Annotated in this window: 19 protein-coding genes; 13 read left to right on the forward strand and 6 right to left on the reverse strand. The window is 70.7% G+C overall.

Annotated features, from left to right (window positions below; translation table 11 throughout):
• The first annotated feature begins 115 nt into the window (after positions 1-115).
• The 13 genes from ndhC to nuoN are packed head-to-tail and all read left to right on the forward strand — an operon-like array spanning position 116 to position 14,963.
• The gene (gene ndhC / locus BEI_RS00585; protein WP_097787688.1) at positions 116-577 is read left to right on the forward strand and encodes an NADH-quinone oxidoreductase subunit A; all 462 of its coding nucleotides are present in this window, start codon (positions 116-118) and stop codon (positions 575-577) included.
• A gap of 56 nt (positions 578-633) precedes the next feature.
• Positions 634-1,314: an NADH-quinone oxidoreductase subunit B gene (locus tag BEI_RS00590; protein ID WP_097787689.1), complete on the forward strand. Its 681-nt coding sequence runs from the start codon at positions 634-636 to the stop codon at positions 1,312-1,314.
• Positions 1,315-1,361: 47 nt separating this feature from the next.
• Positions 1,362-3,119 (forward strand): NADH-quinone oxidoreductase subunit C/D, encoded by a 1,758-nt coding sequence (gene nuoC / locus BEI_RS00595; protein WP_097787690.1) that lies wholly within the window; start codon positions 1,362-1,364, stop codon positions 3,117-3,119.
• A gap of 1 nt (position 3,120) precedes the next feature.
• Positions 3,121-3,639: an NADH-quinone oxidoreductase subunit NuoE gene (nuoE, locus tag BEI_RS00600; protein ID WP_097787691.1), complete on the forward strand. Its 519-nt coding sequence runs from the start codon at positions 3,121-3,123 to the stop codon at positions 3,637-3,639.
• The gene (locus tag BEI_RS00605; protein ID WP_193765134.1) at positions 3,636-4,976 is read left to right on the forward strand and encodes a complex I 51 kDa subunit family protein; all 1,341 of its coding nucleotides are present in this window, start codon (positions 3,636-3,638) and stop codon (positions 4,974-4,976) included. The genes nuoE and BEI_RS00605 overlap by 4 nt, the downstream gene beginning before the upstream one ends.
• 2 nt (positions 4,977-4,978) lie before the next feature.
• Positions 4,979-7,720, forward strand: a complete 2,742-nt coding sequence (gene nuoG / locus BEI_RS00610) for an NADH-quinone oxidoreductase subunit NuoG (RefSeq protein WP_097787692.1) — start codon at positions 4,979-4,981, stop codon at positions 7,718-7,720.
• Complete coding sequence (nuoH, locus tag BEI_RS00615; protein ID WP_097787693.1) at positions 7,717-8,700, forward strand: NADH-quinone oxidoreductase subunit NuoH; 984 nt, start codon at positions 7,717-7,719, stop codon at positions 8,698-8,700. Before nuoG ends, nuoH begins: the two co-directional genes overlap by 4 nt.
• Before the next feature lie 14 nt (positions 8,701-8,714).
• Positions 8,715-9,251: an NADH-quinone oxidoreductase subunit NuoI gene (gene nuoI, locus BEI_RS00620; RefSeq protein ID WP_193765135.1), complete on the forward strand. Its 537-nt coding sequence runs from the start codon at positions 8,715-8,717 to the stop codon at positions 9,249-9,251.
• Between the two features lie 25 nt (positions 9,252-9,276).
• Complete coding sequence (gene nuoJ, locus BEI_RS00625; protein ID WP_097787694.1) at positions 9,277-9,792, forward strand: NADH-quinone oxidoreductase subunit J; 516 nt, start codon at positions 9,277-9,279, stop codon at positions 9,790-9,792.
• Positions 9,789-10,097, forward strand: a complete 309-nt coding sequence (gene nuoK, locus BEI_RS00630) for an NADH-quinone oxidoreductase subunit NuoK (protein WP_097787695.1) — start codon at positions 9,789-9,791, stop codon at positions 10,095-10,097. Before nuoJ ends, nuoK begins: the two co-directional genes overlap by 4 nt.
• Before the next feature lie 10 nt (positions 10,098-10,107).
• Complete coding sequence (gene nuoL / locus BEI_RS00635) at positions 10,108-11,946, forward strand: NADH-quinone oxidoreductase subunit L (RefSeq protein ID WP_097787696.1); 1,839 nt, start codon at positions 10,108-10,110, stop codon at positions 11,944-11,946.
• Between the two features lie 51 nt (positions 11,947-11,997).
• Complete coding sequence (nuoM, locus tag BEI_RS00640) at positions 11,998-13,524, forward strand: NADH-quinone oxidoreductase subunit M (protein ID WP_097787697.1); 1,527 nt, start codon at positions 11,998-12,000, stop codon at positions 13,522-13,524.
• Positions 13,521-14,963 carry an NADH-quinone oxidoreductase subunit NuoN gene (nuoN, locus tag BEI_RS00645; RefSeq protein WP_097787698.1) on the forward strand — a complete coding sequence of 481 codons (1,443 nt, stop codon included), beginning with the start codon at positions 13,521-13,523 and terminating at the stop codon, positions 14,961-14,963. The genes nuoM and nuoN overlap by 4 nt, the downstream gene beginning before the upstream one ends.
• 42 nt (positions 14,964-15,005) lie before the next feature.
• Here the strand turns inward: nuoN and BEI_RS00650 are convergent, their stop codons facing one another.
• From BEI_RS00650 to BEI_RS00675, 6 genes are all read right to left on the reverse strand, one after another.
• The gene (locus tag BEI_RS00650) at positions 15,006-16,100 is read right to left on the reverse strand and encodes a TRAP transporter substrate-binding protein (RefSeq protein WP_097787699.1); all 1,095 of its coding nucleotides are present in this window, start codon (positions 16,098-16,100) and stop codon (positions 15,006-15,008) included.
• Positions 16,101-16,241: 141 nt separating this feature from the next.
• Positions 16,242-17,645 carry a TRAP transporter large permease gene (locus BEI_RS00655; protein WP_097787700.1) on the reverse strand — a complete coding sequence of 468 codons (1,404 nt, stop codon included), beginning with the start codon at positions 17,643-17,645 and terminating at the stop codon, positions 16,242-16,244.
• Entirely contained in the window at positions 17,645-18,202 is a 558-nt protein-coding gene (locus BEI_RS00660) for a TRAP transporter small permease subunit (protein WP_097787701.1), read from the reverse strand. Before BEI_RS00660 ends, BEI_RS00655 begins: the two co-directional genes overlap by 1 nt.
• 119 nt (positions 18,203-18,321) lie before the next feature.
• Positions 18,322-19,131, reverse strand: a complete 810-nt coding sequence (locus tag BEI_RS00665) for an endonuclease/exonuclease/phosphatase family protein (protein WP_097787702.1) — start codon at positions 19,129-19,131, stop codon at positions 18,322-18,324.
• Position 19,132: 1 nt separating this feature from the next.
• Entirely contained in the window at positions 19,133-19,765 is a 633-nt protein-coding gene (locus BEI_RS00670; RefSeq protein ID WP_097787703.1) for a thiol:disulfide interchange protein DsbA/DsbL, read from the reverse strand.
• A 162-nt stretch (positions 19,766-19,927) separates the two neighbouring features.
• On the reverse strand, positions 19,928-20,548 hold the full coding sequence (locus tag BEI_RS00675) for a c-type cytochrome (protein WP_097787704.1): 621 nt from the start codon (positions 20,546-20,548) through the stop codon (positions 19,928-19,930).
• Positions 20,549-20,567 lie beyond the last annotated feature (19 nt).

Raw genomic sequence — 20,567 nt, forward strand, 5'->3', positions numbered from 1 at the left:
CTGCTAGGCTTCTCATACACGACGTGACGGCGCGTGCCGAGCCCGGCTCGGCCGCGGCGGAAATCGCCTCCGGCCATCCGGGCCGGCGAGGGAACCGCGCTTCGAGGGGCCGCTCATGGAGCAAGACGCCACCGCACTGGTTGCCGAACACTGGGCCGTCGGGCTCTTCGTCTTCGCCGTGATCCTCCTCTGTGCCTTCATGATCGGTCTCTCCAGCCTGCTGGGCGGTCGCAGCCGCGGCCCCAGCAAGGCCCTGCCCTTCGAGTCCGGCATCATCGGCGTGGGCAGCGCCCATCACCGCTTCTCCGTCAAGTTCTACCTGGTCGCGATGCTGTTCGTGATCTTCGATATCGAGGCCGTCTTCCTGTTCGCCTGGGCCGTATCGGTCCGCGAGGTGGGCTGGGCCGGCTTCTGGGCCGCCGCGCTGTTCATCATCGTGCTGCTGGCCGGACTGGTCTACGACAGCCGGGTAGGGGCCCTGGACTGGGCGCCGGAGCGCCGGCCGCCGGAACGCCGGCCGCCGAAGCGTCGGTCGCCGGGCCGAGGCGCCCGCCCGGAGACCACTTCGTCGTCCTGATCGGGAATCGCCCAGACCCGCGCCCCGGGCGGGTCGCTGCCGAGGGAGGTGCCGGAATGGAGTACACCCTGACGCGTGTCGACGACGCCGAGCCGGCGGATGATGCCCGTTATCCGCTGGGGGCGGGCCGACGCGCCGCCGACCCCATGCGCGACCAGGTACACCGCAACGTCTTCACCGGCCGGCTCGAGGAGATCCTCAACGCCGCGGTGAACTGGGGGCGCAAGAACTCCCTGTGGCCCTACAACTTCGGCCTGTCGTGCTGCTACGTGGAGATGACCACGGCCTTCACCTCGCCCCACGACATCGCCCGCTTCGGCGCCGAGGTGATCCGTGCCTCGCCGCGCCAGGCCGACGTCATGGTCATCGCCGGCACCTGCTTCCTGAAGATGGCGCCGGTGATCCAGCAGCTCTACGACCAGATGCTCGAGCCCAAGTGGGTGATCTCCATGGGGTCCTGTGCCAATTCCGGGGGCATGTACGACATCTACTCGGTGGTTCAGGGCGTCGACAAGTTCCTGCCGGTGGACGTCTACGTGCCGGGCTGCCCGCCGCGGCCCGAGGCCTTCCTGGAGGGGCTGCAGCTGCTCCAGGCCTCGATCCAGGAGGAGCGCCGCCCGCTCTCCTGGGTGGTCGGCGACCAGGGGGTCTACCGGGCCGAGCTGCCGTCGCGCCGCGAGACCCTGCGCGAGCGGCGGATCCAGGCCACCGAGCTGCGTCCCCCCGACGGTATCTGAGTGCCGCGGGCTCCGACCCTGATCGTGCCGCGAGGGAGACAGGTCCTATGCCGGTTGCGTCGCCACAGAACGATCCCGCCGTCGAGGCGCTCGAACGGCGCTTCGGCCCCGAGGTCTTCACCGCCCAGGCCACCCTGACCGGCATCCCGGTGCTCTGGGTAGCCCGCGCGCGGCTCCTCGAGGCGCTCGAGCTCCTGCGCGAGCTGCCCCAGCCCTATGCCATGCTCTTCGATCTCTCGGCGGTGGACGAGCGGCTTCGCGAGCATCGCGAGGGTCTGCCGGCGGCGGACTTCACCGTCTTCTACCAGTTGCTGTCCGTGGCGGGGAACCGGGACCTGATGCTCAAGGTGGCGCTGGAGGCCGGGGCGCTCGAACTGCCCTCCGCCGTGGGGCTCTTCCCCAATGCCGCCTGGTACGAGCGCGAGGTGTGGGACATGTTCGGCATCCGCTTCACGGGTCATCCCCATCTGACCCGGATCCTGATGCCGCCGACCTGGGAGGGGCACCCGCTGCGCAAGGACCATGCGGCCCGAGCCACGGAGATCGGGCCCTACACCCTGACCGTCGAGGGCCAGCGTCACGAGCAGGAGGCGCTGCGCTTCGAGCCCGAGGCCTGGGGCATGGCCCGCGAGCGCGAGGGGGCCGAGTTCATGTTCCTCAACCTCGGCCCCAATCATCCATCGGCCCACGGCGCCTTCCGCATCGTGCTGCAGCTCGACGGCGAGGAGATCGTCGACTGCGTGCCGGACATCGGCTACCACCACCGCGGCGCCGAGAAGATGGCCGAGCGCCAGACCTGGCACAGCTTCATCCCCTACACCGATCGGATCGACTACACCGGCGGGGTGATGAACAACCTGCCCTATGTGCTCGCGGTGGAGAAGCTGGCCGGTATCGAGGTGCCCGACCGGGTGGCCACCATCCGGGTGATGATGGCCGAGCTGTTCCGCATCTCCAGCCACCTGCTGTTCCTGGGCACCTACTTCCAGGACCTGGGGGCCATGTCGCCGGTGTTCTATACCTTCACCGACCGCCAGAAGGCCTACGAGGTCATCGAGGCGATCACCGGTTTCCGCATGCACCCGGCTTGGTACCGCATCGGCGGGGTGGCCCAGGACCTGCCCCGGGGCTGGGACGGCCTGATGCAGGGCTTCGTCGACTGGATGCCGCCGCGGCTCGACGAGTACGAGCGGACCATGATGGACAACGCCATCGTCCGGGAGCGCACCCGGGACGTGGCCGCCTTCGACGCCGAGGCGGCCCTGGCCTGGGGCGTGACCGGTCCCAACCTGCGCGCCACCGGGCTCGACTTCGACTTGCGCAAGCGCCGGCCCTATTCCGGCTACGACCGGTTCGACTTCGAGGTCGCCCTCGGCGAGCGGGGCGACGCCTTCGACCGGGGCCGGGTACGCATCGAGGAGATGCGCCAGAGCCTGCGCATCCTCCAGCAGTGCATCGACCACATGCCCGCCGGGGACCACAAGGCCGATCATCCGCTGACCACGCCCCCGCCCCGGGAGCGCATGCTCGAGCACATCGAGACCCTGATCACCCACTTCCTGCAGGTGTCCTGGGGGCCGGTGCTGCCCCCCGGGGAGGCCCTGACCCTGGTCGAGGCCACCAAGGGGATCAACGGCTACTACCTGACCAGCGATGGCGGCGCCACCAGCTACCGAACCCGGATCCGCACGCCGAGCTTCCCCCACCTGCAGCAGATTCCTGCCCTGATGCGCGGCGGCTTCGTGCCGGACCTGATCGCCCATCTGGGCAGCATCGACTTCGTCATGGCCGACGTGGACCGCTGACATGCCCGAGACCCCGAGCCTCCCGACCCTTCTAGCCACCGACGGCGACGGCTTCGTCCTCGACCCGGAGGACCTCGAGGCCATGCGCGCCGAGCGCGACCACTACGAACAGCCCCAGGCGGCCTGCATCGAGGCGCTGAAGATCGTCCAGCGTCGCCACGGCTGGGTCCCCGACGGGGCCATCCCGGCCGTCGCCTCGGCGCTGGGCCTCGGCGTGGCCGAGGTGGAGGGGGTGGCGACCTTCTACAGCCTGATCTTCCGCCGCCCGGTGGGGCGCCACGTCATCCTGCTGTGCGACAGCAGCTCCTGCTTCCTGTGCGGCTTCGACGCCCTGCGCGCCGCCGTGGAGGAGCGCCTGGCGATCGGCTTCGGCGAGACCACCGCGGACGGCCGCTTCACCCTGCTGCCGGTGTGCTGCCTGGGCGCCTGCGACGGGGCCCCGGCACTGATGATCGACGACGACACCTTCGGTCCCGTCGCCGCCGGGGAGCTGGACGACCTGCTGGAGGCCTATCCATGAGCGCCGCCGTCTACCACAGCCGCCTGCGCCAGTCCGCCGAGGAGCGGCGCGCCGAGACGCATCCGCTGACCTGGCGCCTGCGCGAGGACGGCGAGCTGGTGGGGCTCGCCGAGTACCTCGACAAGGACGGCTACGGCGCGGTGCGCGAGGCGCTCGCGGGCGACCCGGAGGCCGTCATCGCGACCATGAAGACCGCCAACGTGCGCGGACGGGGCGGCGCCGGCTTCTCCGCCGGCACCAAGTGGGGCCTGACGCTGACCGGCGGCGACCTGCCCCGGGGCTACCTGGTGTGCAACGCCGACGAGATGGAACCGGGCACCTTCAAGGATCGCCTGCTGATGGAGCAGCTGCCCCACCTGCTGATCGAGGGCATGATCCTGGCCGGCTTCGCCAACCGCTCCCGCCAGGGGTACGTCTTCCTGCGCGGCGAGTATCGCCGCGCCGCCCGGGCCCTGGGCCAGGCCATCGACGAGGCCCGCGAGGCGGGCTGGCTGGGCGGCGACATCGGAGGCTCAGGCTTCGACTTCGACATCGCCCTGCACACCGGGGCCGGTCGCTACATCTGCGGCGAGGAGACGGCGCTGATCAACTCCCTGGAGGGACGTCGCGCCAACCCCCGCGCCAAGCCGCCCTTCCCGGGACAGTCCGGTGCCTGGGGCAAGCCCACCGTGGTTAACAACGTCGAGACCCTGTGCAACGTCCCCGGCGTGCTGCGCCATGGCGCCGACTGGTACCAGGGCCTCTCCGGCGGGCTCAGCGAGGACGGCGGCACCAAGCTGTTCGGCGTCTCCGGCCGGGTCGCCCGCCCCGGGCTCTGGGAGCTGCCCATGGGCACGCCCGCCGCCGAGCTGCTCGACCGGGCCGGCGGCCTGGCCGGCGGGCGCGACCTCAAGGCCTGGCTCCCCGGCGGCGCCAGCACCGGCTTCCTGCTGCCCGAGCACCTGGCGCTGGCGCTGGACTTCGACACCATCGGCCGGGCCGGCAGCCGCCTGGGCACGGGCCTGATGACCGTGGTGCCCGACGACCAGCCGATGCCGGCGCTGCTGCGCAACCTGGAAACCTTCTTCGCCCGGGAATCCTGCGGCTGGTGCACGCCCTGTCGGGAGGGCCTGCCCTGGACGGTGCGGCTGCTCGAGGCCCTGGAACGCGGCGAGGGCGAGCCGGGGGACCTCGAACGCCTCGAGTCCCTGGCCCGGGACCTGGGGCCGGGGCGGACCTTCTGCGCCCATGCCCCCGGGGCGGCCATGCCGCTGGAGAGCGCCCTGACGCACTTTCGCGAGGAGTTCGAGGCCGGCATCGCCCGCCCGGCGCCGCGCCCCGTCGGAGAGGAGGGCTGAGCATGGCGACCATCCACGTCGACGGCCGGCCCTTCGAGGTCGACGAGCGCCACAACCTGCTCCAGGCCTGCCTGTCGCTGGGCCTCGACCTGCCCTACTTCTGCTGGCACCCGGCGCTGGGCAGCGTGGGGGCCTGCCGCCAGTGCGCGGTGATCCAGTACCGGGACGCCGACGATGACCGCGGGAGCCTGGTGATGGCCTGCATGACCCCCGCCGCCGAGGGCACCCGGATCGCCGTCGAGGCCCCGGAGGCCCGGGACTTCCGGCGCGGGGTCATCGAATGGCTGATGGTCAACCACCCCCACGACTGCCCCGTCTGCGAGGAGGGCGGCCATTGCCACCTGCAGGACATGACGGTGATGACCGGTCATGCCCGGCGGCACTATCGCTTCACCAAGCGGACCCACCGCAACCAGTACCTGGGCCCCTTCCTCGGCCACGAGATGAACCGTTGCATCAGCTGCTACCGCTGCGTGCGCTTCTATCGGGACCACGCCGGCGGCGAGGATCTGGGCGTCTTCGGCGCCAACGACAACCTCTACTTCGGGCGCCACCGGGAGGGGGTGCTGGAGAGCCCCTTCGCCGGCAACCTCAGCGAGGTATGTCCCACCGGGGTCTTCACCGACCGACCCCCGGACGGGCGCTACACCCGCCGGTGGGACCTGCAGTTCGCGCCGAGCGTCTGTCACCAGTGCGCCGTGGGCTGCAACATCAGTCCCGGCGAGCGCTACGGCGAGCTGCGTCGGGTGGAGAACCGCTACCACGGCGAGATCAACCGCTACTTCCTCTGCGATCGGGGGCGCTACGGCTACGGCTACGTCAATCGCGCCGACCGGCCGCGGCTGCCCGAGTGGCGCGAGGCCCGAGGCGAGGCCGCCATGACCCTGGAGGTCGACGCCGCCCTGGATCGGGGCGCCGATCGCCTGCGCGGCGCCCGCCGGGTCATCGGCGTCGGCTCGCCCCGAGCCAGCCTGGAGAGCAACCATCGCCTGCACGAGCTGGTGGGGGCCGAGCACTTCTGCCTCGGCGTGACCCGGGCCGCGGCCGACGGCCTGGCGACCATGGCGCGGCTCCAGCGGCAGAGCGGGCTGCCGAGTCCCAGCCTGCGCGACATCGAGTCCCACGACGCGGTGCTGGTGCTCGGCGAGGATCCCCTGAACAGCGCGGCTCGGCTGGGACTCGCCCTGCGTCAGGCGGTGCTCGGCCGCCGCGAGGAACTGGCCGCCGCGCGCGGGGTGCCGGCCTGGAACGCCCAGGCCGTCCAGACCCTGGCCCAGGATCGCCGCCATCCGCTGTTCGTCGCCTATCCCGCGGCCACCGGCCTCGACGGCCTCGCCGAGGCCACCTGGCGGCTGGCGCCGGCGGACATCGCCCGGCTCGGGGCCGCCGTGGCGCATGCCCTGGACCCCACGGCCCCCGCCGTGGAAGGCCTCGAGGAGGAGCTCGCCGAGGCGGCCGCCACCATCGCCAGCGGCCTGGGCGCCGCCGAGCGTCCCCTGGTGGTGAGCGGCGACGCCCTGGCCTCGACCGCGGTGCTCGAGGCGGCCGGCAGCGTCGCCCGGGCCCTGGCGCGACGGGCCAAGCCCGGCGGCCTGAGCCTGATCCGCGCCGAGGCCAACGCCACCGGGGTGGCGCTGCTCGGCGGCCGGCCCCTGGAGTGGGCGCTCGACGAGATCGAGGCCGGCCGGGCCGATGCCCTGGTGGTGCTGGAGAACGACCTCCATGCCCGGCTGCCCCACGCGCGGCTCGACCACGCCCTGGCCCGCCTGACGAGCCTGGTGGTGCTGGACCATCAGCGCACCGCCACCTGGGCCCGAGCCGACCTGGGCCTGCCCGCGGCAAGCTTCGCCGAGGGCGACGGCACCCTGGTCAACCTGGAGGGGCGCGCCCAGCGCTTCTTCCAGGTGTTCGAGCCGAGCTTCCTGCGTCCCGAGACCCGCATCCGCGAGAGCTGGCGCTGGCTGCATGCCCTCCAGGGCGCCATCCGGCGCCGCCGGCCGGAGGACACCCGGCTCGACGCCGAGACCCGGGACTGCGCCCGGCACCATCCGGCGCTGGCGGCGATCACCGAGGCCGCGGCCCCTGCCGACCATCGGGTCCAGGGCTTGCGCCTGGCCCGGGCGCCGCATCGCTACAGCGGCCGCACCGCGCTGCGCGCTCACCTGGGCGTCGCCGAGCCGAGGCCGCCCGCCGACCCGGACTCGCCCTTCGCCTTCTCCATGGAGGGCTACGCCGGCCGGCGCTGGCCCCGGCGCGACATCGCCTTCGCCTGGGCGCCCGGCTGGAACTCGCCCCAGGCCTGGAACAAGTTCACCGACGAGGTCGGCGGCCATCTCCGGGCGGGCGACCCGGGCGTTCGCCTGCTGGACCCCGTCCCCGGCGCCTACGCCTATGCCCATGCGCCTGTCCTCTTGTCCCCCTTCGTCCGGCGCGACGGCGAGTGGCTGCTGGTGGTGCTGCCGCGACTGTTCGGCGGCGAGGAGACCTCGCGGCGCGCGCCGCTGATCGCCGAGCGGGCGTCGGCCCCGGTGCTGGCGCTGGCCCCGGAGGATGCCGAGGCGATGGGGCTGGCCGAGGGCGCCACCCTGGAGCTGGTCACCGCCGCGGGCCGGGTGAGGCTGCCGCTGTCCTGCCGGGCCGGCCTGGCCCGGGGGCTGGTCGGGGTGCCGGCCGGCGTGGCCCCGGGCCTCGCCACCGGCCAGTGGGGACGGCTGAGGCCCGTGACCCCGAGGAGGACGCCATGACGGCCTGGCTCTCGCCCGCCGCGTTCGAGGTGCTGGTCGCCATGCTGCAGGCCCTGGCGATCCTGCTGGGCGCCGTGCTGCTGGGCGCGATCCTCACGGTGGTCGAACGTCGCCTGCTGGGGCTCTGGCAGGATCGCCACGGGCCCAACCGGGTGGGGCCGGGAGGTTCGCTGCAGCTCGTCGCCGACATGCTCAAGATCTTCTTCAAGGAAGACTGGATCCCGCCCTTCGCCGACCGGGGGCCCTTCGTGCTGGCCCCGGCCATCGCCATGGCCTCCCTGCTGCTGTCCTTCCTGATCATCCCCCTCACCCCGAGCTGGGGCGTGGCGGACTGGCACATCGGCCTGCTGTTCTTCCTCGCCATGGCCGGCATCAACGTCTACGCGGTCCTGCTCGGGGGGTGGTCCAGCGGCAACAAGTACGCCCTGCTCGGCGCCATGCGCGCCTCCGCCCAGACCCTGAGCTACGAGGTGTTCATGGGACTCGCCCTGATGGGGGTGGTGGCCATGGCCGGCAGCTTCAACCTGCGCGAGATCGTCGCCGCCCAGCAGGGACTATGGTTCATCGTCCCGCAGTTCTTCGGCTTCGCCACCTTCCTGATCGCCGGCATCGCCGTCACCCACCGCCATCCCTTCGACCAGCCCGAGGCCGAGCAGGAACTGGCCGACGGCTACCATATCGAGTATGCCGGCATGAAGTTCGGGATGTTCTTCATCGGCGAATACATCGGCATGGTGCTGGTGTCGGCGCTGATCGTGACCCTCTTCCTGGGCGGCTGGCAGGGCCCCTGGCTGCCGCCCTGGCTGTGGTTCGCGCTGAAGACCCTGGTCTTCGTGCTGCTGTTCATCCTGTTGCGCGCCGCCCTGCCGCGGCCCCGCTACGATGCCGTGATGGGCTTCGGCTGGCGGGTCTGCCTGCCGCTGACCCTGATCAACCTGCTGGTGACCGGGGCCGTGATCCTGCTGGTCGCGCCGCCGTGAGAGGAGAGCCGACGATGATGTGGCTGATCAAGGGCACCGCCTCGCAGCTCAGGACCCTGTGGCTGATCTTCCGCCACGGCTTCCGACGCCGCGAGACGCTCCAGTACCCCGAACAGGCCGTCTACCTGCCGCCGCGCTACCGGGGCCGCATCGTGCTGACCCGGGATCCCGACGGCGAGGAGCGCTGCGTGGCCTGCAACCTCTGCGCCGTGGCCTGCCCCGTGGACTGCATCGCCCTGCAGAAGGGCGAGAAGGAGGACGGTCGCTGGTATCCCGAGACCTTTCGCATCAACTTCTCCCGCTGCATCTATTGCGGGATGTGCGAGGAGGCCTGCCCGACCTCGGCCATCCAGCTGACGCCGGACTTCGAGATGAGCGAGTACCGTCGGGCCGACCTGGTCTACGAGAAGGAAGACCTGCTGATCGACGGTCCCGGCAAGGATCACGACTACCATTTCTACAGGGTGGCCGGCCTGGCGATCGCCGGGAAGGACAAGGGGCAGGCCGCCCGCGAACGGGATCCCGTCGACGTCAGGACCCTGCTGCCCTGAGACCGCGGCGCCATCGGAGGGAGTCATGGAAATCGCCTTCTACCTGAGTGGCCTGGTCGCCGTCCTGGCGACCCTCGGGGTCATCACCCACCTCAATCCCGTGCATGCCGTGCTCTACCTGATCGTCTCGCTGCTGGCGGTGGCGATGGTGTTCTTCGCCCTCGGCGCCCCCTTCGCCGGGGCGCTGGAGATCATCATCTACGCCGGGGCCATCATGGTGCTGTTCGTCTTCGTGGTGATGATGCTCAACCTCGGCGAGCGCGTGGTCGCCCGGGAGCGCGCCTGGCTGAGACCGCGGACCTGGCTGGGCCCGGCGCTGCTCGCCGCCCTGCTGCTCGTCGTGCTGGTGGCGGGGGTCTGGCGCGGCGAGTTCGGGGCCGTCATCGCCGGCGAGCCCCTCACCGCCAAGGCGGTGGGGACGACACTGTTCGGCCCCTGGCTGGTGGGCGTCGAGCTGGCGGCGCTGCTGCTGTTGGCGGCCCTGGTCACCGCCTCGCATGTGGGGCGCTTGCCCGCCCGGCCGGGGGAGCGTCGCCCATGAGCGGAGTACCGATGAGCCACGGGCTGGTGCTGGCCTCGGTGCTGTTCTGCCTGGGCCTGGCCGGGCTGATGATGCGCCGCAACCTGCTGTTCGTGCTGATGAGCCTGGAGATCATGCTCAACGCCGCGGCGCTCGCCTTCATCGTCGCCGGCACCGCCTGGGGACAGCCCGAGGGCCAGGCGATGTTCCTGCTGGTGATCACCCTGGCGGCGGCCGAGGCCAGCGTGGGCCTGGCGCTGCTGATCCAGCTGTATCACCGCTGGCGGACCCTGGACGTCGACGCGATCGACCGGATGCGAGGCTGAGGAGACCCGGATGTCGCTGCTGCCCCTGCCCTTCCTGCTGCCCCTGGCCGGTACCCTGGTGCTGGCGCTCTGGCGACCCGGCGTCCGGGCCAGCGCCCTGATCGGGGTGGGCAGCGTGGCGCTGGCGGCGGCGGCCAGCGCCGCGCTCACCCTCGATTTCCTGAGGGCAGGCGGACAGGCCCTGACCCTCTGGACCTGGATCGCCGTGGGCGATTTCCGGCCGACCATCGGCCTGGCGCTGGACGGCCTGGCGGTGACCATGCTCGGCGTGATCACCGGGGTGGGCCTGCTGATCCACCTCTTCGCCGCCTGGTACATGCGCGGCGACGAGGGCGTGCGGCGCTTCTTCGCCTACATGAACCTCTTCGTGGCCAGCATGGTGGTACTGGTGCTGGCGGACAACCTGCTGCTGCTGTTCCTGGGCTGGGAGGGCGTGGGGCTGTGCAGCTACCTGCTGATCGGCCACTACTATCGCACCGCCGCCAACGGCTGGGCCGCCTTCAAGGCCTTCGTCGTCACCCGCCTGGGCGACGTCTTCCTGGCCCTGGGGCTCTTCCTGCTGTTCACCGAGCTCGGCACCCTGGACATCGCCGAGGTGCTGCGCCGCGCCCCCGAGGCCTGGGCGGTCGGCGAGCCGGTGGCCTCGCTGGTGGCCCTGCTGGTGCTGGGCGGGGCGCTGGGCAAGTCGGCCCAGCTGCCGCTGCATACCTGGCTGGCCGACGCCATGGCGGGTCCCACCCCGGTCTCGGCGCTGATCCACGCCGCGACCATGGTCACCGCCGGGGTCTACCTGATCGCCCGGCTCCACGGCCTCTTCCTGCTGGCGCCCGACGTCCTCTACCTGACCGGCGTCATCGGGGCGCTGACGCTGCTGATGGCGGGCTTCGCCGCCCTGGCCCAGACCGACATCAAGCGGGTGCTGGCCTACTCCACCATGAGCCAGATCGGCTACATGTTCCTGGCCCTCGGCGTGGGGGCCTTCGAGGCGGCCATCTTCCACCTCATGACCCATGCCTTCTTCAAGGCGCTGCTCTTCCTGTCCGCCGGTGCGGTCATCGTCGGCTGTCACCACGAACAGGACATGCGCCGGCTCGGCGGGCTCTGGCGTCGCCTGCCGCTGGCCTATGCCGGCTTCCTGGTCGGCGGCGCGGCGCTGGCCGCCCTGCCGCTGGTCACCGCCGGCTTCTACAGCAAGGACGAGATTCTCTGGCAGGAGTGGGTCACGCGGCACTTCGGCCTGCTGCTCGCCGGCCTGGCGGGGGCCCTGTTGACCTCCCTGTACACCGTTCGCCTGATCCTGCTGACCTTCCATGGCGAGCCCGGCAGCGAGGCCGCCCGCCGGGCCGAGCCGGGACGAGGGCTCGCCCACGGCCTGCCGCTGGCGGCCCTGGCCCTGCTGTCGACCTTCGTCGGTGCCCGGATCACCCCGCCCCTGGCCGAAGTCCTGCCTCCTCCCGCGGAAGGTCGCGAGCTCTGGCACCTGTGGCTGGAAATCGTCGCCGCGGCCATCGCCCTGGCGGGGATCGCCCTGGGCGCCTGGCTCTACCTGAGACGCCGGGCGTGGCTCGCCCGGCGAGTCGCCGAGGGCTGGGGCGCCCGGCTGTGGGCCCTCTGGCACCGGGCCTGGGGCTTCGACGCCCTCTACGAGGCGGGGCTGGCGCGCCCCTATCGCGGGCTGGTGCGACGGCTGCACGGCGATCCCCTCGATGCCGGCTGGCAGCGGGTGGCGAGCCAGGCGGGGGGGCTGCATCGCGGCCTGTCGCGGACCCAGAGCGGTCGCCTGCGCCGCTATGCCGCCGTGATGGTGGTCGGCGCGACCCTGGTGGTGCTGGGGCTGGCCCTGGCCTGAGCGGACGGGAGGCAACGACATGACGGTGTCACGACGAGGACGGGAAGGCGCATGACCCTGGTCTGGCTGATCCTGATCCCCCTGGTCGGGGGACTGCTGTGCTGGCAGGCGGAGCGTTTCGGCGAGGCGATGCCTCGTTGGCTGGCGCTGGCGACCATGACGCTCGAACTGGCGATCTGCCTGGCCCTGTGGTGGGGCGGGGACTACCGGTTGCCCACGGCGACCGGCGACACGGCCTGGGGGCTGGAGTGGCGGGCGGACTGGATCCCGCGCTTCGGCATCGAGGTCCACCTGGCCCTGGATGGCCTGTCGCTGGTGCTGATCGCCCTGACCAGCCTGCTCGGGGTGATGGCGGTGCTGTGCTCCTGGCGGGAGATCGTCGGACGGGTCGGCTTCTTCCACCTCAACCTGCTGTGGATCCTGGTCGGGGTGGTGGGGGTCTTCCTGGCGGTGGACCTCTTCCTGTTCTTCGTCTTCTGGGAAATGATGCTGGTGCCCATGTACTTCCTGATCGCGCTCTGGGGGCACAGCGGCGTACCGGGACGCACCCGGATCCGGGCGGCGATCAAGTTCTTCCTCTACACCCAGGCCAGCGGCACCCTGATCGTGGTGGCCATCCTGGGGCTGGTCTTCGCCCACCATGCGGCCACCGGCGAGTATTCCTTCGCCTATGCGGCGCTGCGCGACACCCCGCTCTCCGACGGCCTGGCCGGATGGCTGATGCTCGGCTTCTTCGTCGCCTTCGCGGTCAAGCTGCCGGTGGTGCCGCTGCACGGCTGGTTGCCGGATGCCCACTCCCAGGCACCCACCGCCGGCAGCGTGGACCTCGCCGGCATCCTGCTCAAGACCGGGGCCTATGGCCTGCTGCGTTTCGTCCTGCCGCTGTTCCCCGAGGCCTCCGCGGACTTCGCGCCGGTGGCCATGGGGCTGGGCCTGGCGGGCATCTTCTACGGCGCCGTGCTGGCCTGCGGCCAGCACGACGTCAAGCGGCTGATCGCCTACACCAGCATCGCCCACATGGGCTTCGTGCTGATCGGCATCTACGCCGGTACCGAGCTGGCCCTGCAGGGGGTGGTAGTGATGATGGTGGCTCATGCCTTCTCGGCGGCGGGCCTGTTCATCCTCAGCGGCCAGCTCTACGAACGGCTGCACACCCGGGACATGCGCGAGATGGGCGGCCTCTGGGGCCGGCTGGGCAGCCTGCCGGCCTTCACCCTGTGCTTCGCGGTGGCCTCCCTGGGGATGCCGGGGACCGCCAACTTCGTGGGCGAATTCCTGATCCTGTTCGGCACCTTCCCGGTGGCGCCCGGCGTGGTGGTGGCCGCCGGCGCGGGGCTGGTGCTGGCTGCCATCTATTCGCTGCTGCTGATGCAGCGGGTGCACTTCGGTCCCGCCCGGGGGGAGGGCCCCCTGGCCGACCTCGACCCCCGGGAGTACGCCATGATGCTGGCGCTGGTGACCCTGGTGCTGCTGTTCGGCCTCTATCCCCAGCCCTTGCTGGACACCACCGGGGATGCCATGGCGGTGGTCCGGGAACTGTCCGCCCCGGCCCTCGCCGGCGGGGAGGGGCGGCCATGAGCGCGACCCAGCTGCTGGCCCTGACGCCCCTGGCGATCCTGGGGGCCACCGCCCTGGCGGTGATGCTGGGCATCGCCTGGCGTCGCCATCATGCGGCCACGGCCCTGGTCACCGTGACCGGCCTCGCCCTGGCGCTGGCGGCCCTGCCGCTGGCCTGGCGGCTGGCGCCGAGCCAGACGCCGCTGCTGGTCGTCGACGGGCCGGCGGTCTTCGCCGCGGCCCTGGTGCTGGTCGCGGCGCTGGTCTGCGCCAGCCTCGCCCACGGCTACCTGGAAGCCGAGCGCGAACCGCGGGAGGAGTTCTACCTGCTGTTGCTGTGCGCCGCCGCCGGCGGGGTGGTGCTGGGGGCCAGCCGGCACCTGGCCTCGCTCTTCCTGGGGCTGGAGCTGCTCTCCATGCCGCTCTACGGCATGCTCGCCTATGCCTATCACCGGCCGCGCTCGCTGGAGGCCGGCATCAAGTACCTGCTGCTGTCCGCCGCCGCCACGGCCTTCCTGCTGTTCGGCATGGCGCTGCTGTATGCCGAGACCGGCCGCCTGGCGCTGGCGGAGCTGGCGAGCGCCCTGGGCGAGACCGCCGGTCCCTGGGGACTGGCGGGGCTCGGCCTGATGCTGGTGGGGCTGGGCTTCAAGCTGTCCGTCGTGCCCTTCCACCTCTGGACGCCGGACGTCTACGAGGGCGGCCCGGGACCGGCCGCCACCTTCCTCGCCACGGCCGGCAAGGTGGCGGTGTTCGTGGTGCTGCTGCGCCTGGTGATCGCCACCCCGGCCTTCCGGGGTGAGGCGGCAGGACTGGTCCTGGCGGCCCTGGCACTCGCCAGCATGCTGGTGGGCAACCTGCTGGCCCTGCGCCAGGCCAACCTCAAGCGGCTGCTGGGCTACTCCTCGATCGCCCACTTCGGCTACCTGCTGGTGGTGCTGGCGGTCGCCGACGGGCTGGCCATGGAGAGCGGCGGGGTCTACCTGGTCACCTACCTGGTCACCACCCTGGCCGCCTTCGGCGTGGTCACCCTGGTCTCCACGCCCCAGGGCGGCGAGGACGCCGGGGCCCTGCACCACTACCGCGGGCTCTTCTGGCGCCATCCCTACCTGGCCGGCGTGCTCACCGTGAGCCTGCTGTCGCTGGCGGGCATCCCCTTCACGGCGGGCTTCGTCGGCAAGTTCTACGTGCTCGCCCTGGGGGTCGAGGCGGGCCGCTGGTGGCTGGTGGGCGGCGTCGTGCTGGGCAGCGCCATCGGGCTCTACTACTACCTGCGGGTGATGGTCACCCTCTACCTGGTGGAGCCGGGGATGCGTCGGCGCGACGTGGCCGAGGACTGGGGGCTGGGGGCCGGCGGGGTCGTGGTCATGGGGCTGGCCCTGGCGACCCTGCTGCTGGGGATCTATCCGGCGCCGATGATCGCCTGGGTCCGGGAAGCCGGGCGCCTGATCGGCGGTTGAGGGGGAGTGCCGCCGGGCCCGAGGCCCGGCGGCGTGACGGCATCACTCGGAGGTGGTGTCGCCCTCGGGGTTGCGGGCGTTGTAGTAGGCCTGCTCGGAAATGGCGTGGTAGTTCACCACCTTGTCCTGGAAGGTGCGATAGGAATCGTGGATCTTCCGGGCCATCTCGCTGGACTCGGCCAGCTCGGCGACCACGTCCTCGGAATGTGCCTTGGCCTGGGCCAGGACGTCGTCCGGCAGGCGGCGAAGTTCCACGTCGTGCTCCTCGACCAGGGTCTGCAGGGCATCGTTGTTGCGGGCGGTGTACTCGTCGAGCACGTCCTGGTTCACGTCACGCACCGCGGTACGCAGGATCGCCTGGAGGTCGGCGGGCAGCTCGGCCATGGCCTCCTCGTTGACGATGGCCTCGAACATCACCGTCGGCTCGTGCCAGCCGGGGTAGTAGTAGTAGTCCGCGGCCTGGTGCAGGCCGAAGGCCAGGTCGTTGTAGGGGCCGATCCACTCGGTGGCGTCGATGGCGCCGGACTGCAGGGAGGTGAAGATCTCGCCGCCGGGCATGTTGACGATGGCCACGCCCATGCGGCTCATCACCTCGCCGCCCAGCCCGGGCATGCGCATCTTCAGGCCGTCCAGGTCGTCGACGGAGTCGATCTCGCGGTTGAACCAGCCGCCCATCTGCACGCCGGAGGCCCCGGCGGCCATGACGTCGACGCCGAAGTCGTCGTACAGCTCGTTCCACAGCTCCAGGCCGCCGCCGTAGTGCAGCCAGGCATTCATCTCCTGGGCGTTCATGCCGAAGGGCACGGCGGCGAAGAACTGGGCGGCCGGGGCCTTGCCCTTCCAGTAGTAGGAGGCGGAGTGGCCCATCTCGGCGGTGCCCTCGGAGACGGCGTCGAACACCTCGAAGCCGGGCACCAGCTGGCCGGCCCCGAACACCTCGATGGTCAGTCGGCCGTCGGACATCTCCTCGACCAGCTCAGACAGCCGCTCCGGCCCCTGGCCGACGCCGGGGAAGTTCTTCGGCCAGGAGGTCACCATCTTCCATTCGAAGGTCTCCTGGGCCTGGGCGGCGCCGGAGACCAGCAGCAGGCCGGCGGCGGCGCCGGATACGGCCAGGGCGAGTGCTTTCGGTTGCATGCGTTTCCCTCTCTTGTGTGCCTTGTGGGACATGGCCGCGGGGGCCGGGAGGGAGGGCGTTCCGCCCTCCCCGAGCGGAGTCGCGAGTCACTATAGTCATCCCGGTCCGGGATCGCCGCACCGGGATTCCACGCTCGCGGCTCAGAAGGTGTTGGGCAGCCAGGTCGCCAGCTCGGGGAACCAGGCCAGGCCCAGCAGCATGGCCAGCTGCAGGACGATGAAGGGGATCACCCCGCGGTAGATCGACGACGTCGCCACCGAGTCCGGCGCCACGCCGCGCAGGTAGAAGAGCGCGAAGCCGAAGGGCGGCGTGAGGAAGGAGGTCTGCAGGTTGATGGCGATCATGATGCCCAGCCAGACGGGATCGAGCCCCATGGCCAGCAGGATCGGGCCGACGATGGGGACGACCACGAAGGTGATCTCGATGAAGTCGAGGATGAAGCCGAGCAGGAAGATCACCAGCATCACGATGAGGGTGGCCCCGACCACGCCGCCGGGCATGTTCTCGAACAGGTGGGTGACCAGTTCCTCGCCGCCGTAGGCCCGGAACACCAGCGAGAAGAGTGCCGCCCCGATCAGGATCAAAAACACCATGGTGGTGACGTTGACCGTGGCGCGCAGCGACTCCCGGAGGGTGGCCAGGTTCAGTCGGCGATAGGCCAGGGCCAGCATCAGGGCACCGAAGGCCCCCACCGCCGCGGCCTCGGTGGGGGTGGCGAAGCCACCGAGGATCGAGCCCAGCACCACCACGATCAGCACGATGGGCGGCACCAGCCCCTTGAGCAGCAGCAGCCCCAGGCCGCGCTCGTGGCCGAGCTCGGCCATCAGCTCGCGGCGGTCGGCGGCCGGCGCGGTCTCGGGCTTGAGCCAGGCCACGATGGTGACGTAGACGATGTAGAGCACCACCAGGATCAGGCCCGGCACCAGGGCGCCCATGAAGAGGTCGCCCACGGAGACGGTCTTGGGGCTGAAGATGCCCATGGACAGCTGGGCCTGCTGGTAGGCCGACGACAGCACGTCGCCGAGCAGCACCAGGGCGATGGAGGGCGGGATGATCTGCCCCAGGGTGCCGGTGGCGCAGATGGTGCCGGTGGCCAGCGACGGACTGTAGCCGCGCTTGAGCATGGTCGGCAGCGACATCAGGCCCATGGTCACCACGGTGGCGCCGACGATGCCGGTGGACGCCGCCAGCAGCATGCCCACCAGGGTCACCGAGATGCCCAGCCCGCCGCGCAGGGAGCCGAACAGCAGGGCCATGGCGTCGAGCAGGGTCTCGGCCACCCGGGACTTCTCCAGCAGCACCCCCATCAGCACGAACAGCGGTACCGCCAGCAGCGTCTGGTTGGTCATGATGCCGTAGAGGCGATTGGGAAAGGCGTTCAGATAGCCGCCATCGAAATTGGCATCGATGCCCAGCGACTCCAGGCCCAGGCCCAGGCCGGCGAAGGCCAGGGCGGTACCGGCCAGGGACAGCGCGACCGGGTAGCCGAACATCAGGACGGTGCAGATCACGGCGAACAGCACCAGGGGCATGAACTCCATCATCACAGGTGCTCCTCGTGGTGGTCTTCCTCTTCCTTGGGGGCCAGGCGGCCGGTCAGGACCAGCACGTTGCGCCAGGCTTCCACCAGGCCCTGGAGGAGCATCAGGCCGGCGAACAGCGGGATCAGGGTCTTGAGCAGGAAGACCCCCGGGATGCCGCCGGACTCCGGCGAGCCCTCCAGGATGCGCCACGACTTGCCCACATACCCCAGGCTCACCAGGATCACGAAGATCATCACCGGGGCCAGCAGCAGCAGGGTGCCCAGCAGATCCACCAGCGCCTTGCGCTTCGCCGTCATGGCCCGATAGAAGATGTCCACCCGCACATGGCCGTCATGGCGGAGGGTGTAGCCGGCGGCGAGCATGAACACCGTGGCGTGCATGTACATCACCGATTCCTGCATGGGGATGCTGTTGACGCTGAAGACGTAGCGCAGCACCACGATCAGGAACTGGATGAGCATCATCAGCAGGATCAGCCAGGAGAGGCTCCGGCCGAGCCACTCGGAGAGACGGTCGAGCCGCTCGATCAGGCTCGGTAGCTCGCGGGATTGGGGCATGGGGTCGCTCGGAATTGGTCGTGTCGTCAAGGCGTTGGCGTCGCGCGTCTGCGGCGCGATTGCTCAGACTATACGGCAATTCGCCATTCCCTGTTACAGGGCGAGATGGGACATTGGTCTTACCCCTTGGCCAGGGCGCCGAGGCAGGCATCGGGCAGGCGGACGTCGATGGCCACCGGGAGGTGGTCGGAGAAGAGGTGCTCCAGCACCTCGACCCGGTCGGCATCCAGGGAGTCGGAGAGCAGGATGTGATCCAGGGCCCGTCGCGGTTGCCAGGAGGGGTAGCTCAGCGGCGGGCGCACCGGATGCAGGGGCAACGAGTCGCGAAAGCGCGAATGGGCATGAAGCTGATCGGGGGTGCAGTTGAGGTCGCCCATCACCACCACATGGCGCAGGGGGCGGATGAGCTCGCTGAGGTAGTCGAGCTGGCGCACCCGGCCGCGGTGGCTCAGCGCCAGGTGGGCGACGAAGACGTGGAGGGCATCGGGGCCCTCGCCGAAGCGGGCATGGATGGCGCCGCGGCCCGGCAGGGTGCCCGGCAGACGATGTTCCTCGATGCGCGCGGGGGCCAGGCGCGAGAGCAGGCCATTGCTGTGCTGGGCGAAGTGGCCCAGGTTGCGGTTGAGCTGCTGGTAGTGATGGGGGAAGCCGGCTCGGCCGGCCAGGTACTCCACCTGGTTGACGTGGCCGGAGCGGAAGCTGCCACCGTCCACCTCCTGCAGGCCGACGATGTCGAAGCGTCCCAGGACCTCGCTCACCATGGCCAGGCGCTTGAGGCGCCGAGGATGGGGCAGCAGGTGCTGCCAGCTGCGCGTCAGGTAATGGTGGTAGGCCGAGGTCTGGATGCCTACCTGCAGGTTGAAGGTCAGCAGCTTGAGGTGGCCCCCCTCGCGGGGGCGCCACCTGACCTCGGCCAGGGATGACGTCATGTCACTCCGTCCGTTGCTCGCGCACCTTGTCCACCAGGGCGCCGGCGATCTGCGGCATGTTGTCGAGGCTGCCGGCGCTGCTCGGGGTCACCACGTAGCGGCCGTCGACGATCAGCGCCGGCACGCCCATCAGGCGCATGTTGCGCATCCGGGCATGGGCCCGGTTGACCTGGGCCTTGACGCCGAAGGAGGTGAGGGCCTCGGTGGCCGCTTCCTCGGTGACGCCGTAGCCGCTGAAGAAGTCGGCGATGTCCCCGATCTCGGTCAGCTTGCGGCCTTCCTCATGATAGGCATGGAAGAAGTCATCGTGCAGGTCGTCCTGGATGCCCAGTTCCCGGGCGGCGTAGAAGGCCAGGGCATGCTGGTTCCAGGCACCGCCCATGGTGGCGGGCAGGCGCTGGAAGGTGACGTCCTCGGGCAGTTCCTCGACCCAGGCGTTGAGGGGCGTCTCGAGGTTGTAGCAGTGCGGGCAGCCGTACCAGAAGGCCTCGGTGACCTCGATCCGGCCGTCCTCGACCTGGGTCGGCACGGGCTCGTCGAGGGTGGTGTAGTGCTGGCCTTCCACCAGGTTGGCGGCGGAGGCGAGGGTCGACAGGCCGAGGCCCGCCAGGGCAACCATCAGGGACTTGAGCATCGAGGGGGCTCTCCTTGAGTCGGGTCAGGATCCGGGGCCGGCATCGGGGCCGGCGCTCGCGGCCTTTGAGTCCTGCGCGGCAGTGGGGTTCCCCGGATACGACGAGGGCGGCCCGGGGCCGCCCTCGATCGCCGATCCTGCCGGCATGGTGTGCGATGCGCCTCAGTGCAGGCCGCGCACGTAGTTGGCCACGGCCTCCATGTCGCGATCGCTCATCTTGGAGGCGATGTCGCGCATGATGGCGTTGGGGTCGTTGGCTCGCTCGCCGGCGGCGAAGGCGTTCAGGGTCGAGATCACGTAGTCGGTCTTCTGGCCGGACAGCGCCGGGTAGACGGCGGTGCCGATGCCCTGGCCGGTGGGGGTGTGGCAGGCGGAGCAGGCGGGCAGCCCCTTCTCCAGGTCGCCGGCGCGATACAGCTCTCGGCCGTGCTCGACCAGCTCGGGGGCGGGATCGGCCTGGCCCAGCTCCGGATCCTGTCCGGCGAAGTAGACGGCCACGTCCCAGGCGTCCTGGTCGGAGAAGTCGTCGACCTGCCCCGCCATCTGCGGCACGTTACGGTTGCCGTCGCGGATGTCCATGATCTGCTTGGCCAGGTAGGAGGCCTGCTGGCCCGCCAGGTTGGGGAAGGTCGGTGCGGCGCTGATGCCTTCCTGGCCGTGACAGGCGGCGCAGGACTGCGCCTTCTCGCGACCGGCGGCGGCGTCCGCGTCCGCCTGGAGGTCCGCGTGGGCGGCGCCGGCGGCGCCCATGGTGATAGCCAGGCTTGCCAGTAGCTTTCTCATCGCAAATCCACTATGCCAT

Origin of the sequence: Halomonas beimenensis, assembly GCF_002549795.1 — a bacterium.
Classification (GTDB): Bacteria; Pseudomonadota; Gammaproteobacteria; order Pseudomonadales; family Halomonadaceae; genus Halomonas; species Halomonas beimenensis.

What these genes read in the sequence shown, in the direction of transcription:
- BEI_RS00590 (WP_097787689.1), top strand. Translation starts at nt 634, where the DNA reads ATGGAGTACACCCTGACGCGTGTCGACGACGCCGAGCCGGCGGATGAT.
- BEI_RS00675 (WP_097787704.1), bottom strand. Translation starts at nt 20,548, where the DNA reads ATGAGAAAGCTACTGGCAAGCCTGGCTATCACCATGGGCGCCGCCGGC.
- ndhC (WP_097787688.1), top strand. Translation starts at nt 116, where the DNA reads ATGGAGCAAGACGCCACCGCACTGGTTGCCGAACACTGGGCCGTCGGG.
- BEI_RS00605 (WP_193765134.1), top strand. Translation starts at nt 3,636, where the DNA reads ATGAGCGCCGCCGTCTACCACAGCCGCCTGCGCCAGTCCGCCGAGGAG.
- BEI_RS00660 (WP_097787701.1), bottom strand. Translation starts at nt 18,202, where the DNA reads ATGCCCCAATCCCGCGAGCTACCGAGCCTGATCGAGCGGCTCGACCGT.
- nuoJ (WP_097787694.1), top strand. Translation starts at nt 9,277, where the DNA reads ATGGAAATCGCCTTCTACCTGAGTGGCCTGGTCGCCGTCCTGGCGACC.
- BEI_RS00665 (WP_097787702.1), bottom strand. Translation starts at nt 19,131, where the DNA reads ATGACGTCATCCCTGGCCGAGGTCAGGTGGCGCCCCCGCGAGGGGGGC.
- BEI_RS00670 (WP_097787703.1), bottom strand. Translation starts at nt 19,765, where the DNA reads ATGCTCAAGTCCCTGATGGTTGCCCTGGCGGGCCTCGGCCTGTCGACC.
- BEI_RS00655 (WP_097787700.1), bottom strand. Translation starts at nt 17,645, where the DNA reads ATGATGGAGTTCATGCCCCTGGTGCTGTTCGCCGTGATCTGCACCGTC.
- nuoK (WP_097787695.1), top strand. Translation starts at nt 9,789, where the DNA reads ATGAGCGGAGTACCGATGAGCCACGGGCTGGTGCTGGCCTCGGTGCTG.
- nuoM (WP_097787697.1), top strand. Translation starts at nt 11,998, where the DNA reads ATGACCCTGGTCTGGCTGATCCTGATCCCCCTGGTCGGGGGACTGCTG.
- nuoL (WP_097787696.1), top strand. Translation starts at nt 10,108, where the DNA reads ATGTCGCTGCTGCCCCTGCCCTTCCTGCTGCCCCTGGCCGGTACCCTG.
- nuoH (WP_097787693.1), top strand. Translation starts at nt 7,717, where the DNA reads ATGACGGCCTGGCTCTCGCCCGCCGCGTTCGAGGTGCTGGTCGCCATG.
- nuoG (WP_097787692.1), top strand. Translation starts at nt 4,979, where the DNA reads ATGGCGACCATCCACGTCGACGGCCGGCCCTTCGAGGTCGACGAGCGC.
- nuoN (WP_097787698.1), top strand. Translation starts at nt 13,521, where the DNA reads ATGAGCGCGACCCAGCTGCTGGCCCTGACGCCCCTGGCGATCCTGGGG.
- nuoE (WP_097787691.1), top strand. Translation starts at nt 3,121, where the DNA reads ATGCCCGAGACCCCGAGCCTCCCGACCCTTCTAGCCACCGACGGCGAC.
- nuoI (WP_193765135.1), top strand. Translation starts at nt 8,715, where the DNA reads ATGATGTGGCTGATCAAGGGCACCGCCTCGCAGCTCAGGACCCTGTGG.
- nuoC (WP_097787690.1), top strand. Translation starts at nt 1,362, where the DNA reads ATGCCGGTTGCGTCGCCACAGAACGATCCCGCCGTCGAGGCGCTCGAA.
- BEI_RS00650 (WP_097787699.1), bottom strand. Translation starts at nt 16,100, where the DNA reads ATGCAACCGAAAGCACTCGCCCTGGCCGTATCCGGCGCCGCCGCCGGC.